This is a genomic window from Tersicoccus phoenicis (assembly GCF_001968835.1).
In the GTDB taxonomy this organism is placed as follows: domain Bacteria; phylum Actinomycetota; class Actinomycetes; order Actinomycetales; family Micrococcaceae; genus Tersicoccus; species Tersicoccus phoenicis.
The window spans coordinates 1-302 of sequence record NZ_MRDE01000099.1 but is presented as its reverse complement, the minus strand read 5'-3'; the positions used below and the strand labels follow the sequence as shown (position 1 = coordinate 302).

Genomic DNA, 302 nt, shown 5'->3' with positions numbered 1-302 from the left:
GCAACATTCACCTGGATCGAGGAGTACTACAACCGGGCACGGCGACACTCCACCCTCGGCTATTTGACACCCGCCGAGTATGAATTAGGATTGAGGGACATCCACGAACTCGCCGCATAATTCTGGTATCCACTTTCCCGGGAACACTCCAGTTCGTCGGCCTTGGCGCCGGTGAGAGCGAACGCGATGGGCAGGCCGTGGACGGTGGCGATCAGGTGCAGGCGTAGTCCCCAGAAGAAGCGCGAATGGCTGGCGCAGTACCCGTACTCGGCCCAGCCGGCCAGGTCCGAGCGGGTCACGGT

General features: G+C 61.9%; 1 protein-coding gene and 1 pseudogene. One reads left to right on the top strand and one right to left on the bottom strand.

Annotation, left to right across the window (positions count from 1 at the left end; translation table 11 throughout):
• On the top strand, window positions 1-120 hold a 120-nt coding region (locus BKD30_RS17130), incomplete at its 5' end, for an IS3 family transposase (protein ID WP_408033359.1).
• Window positions 121-208: 88 nt separating this feature from the next.
• Here BKD30_RS17130 and BKD30_RS16795 read toward each other — a convergent pair.
• Window positions 209-302: pseudogene (locus BKD30_RS16795) on the bottom strand (IS982 family transposase); the annotation flags it as partial.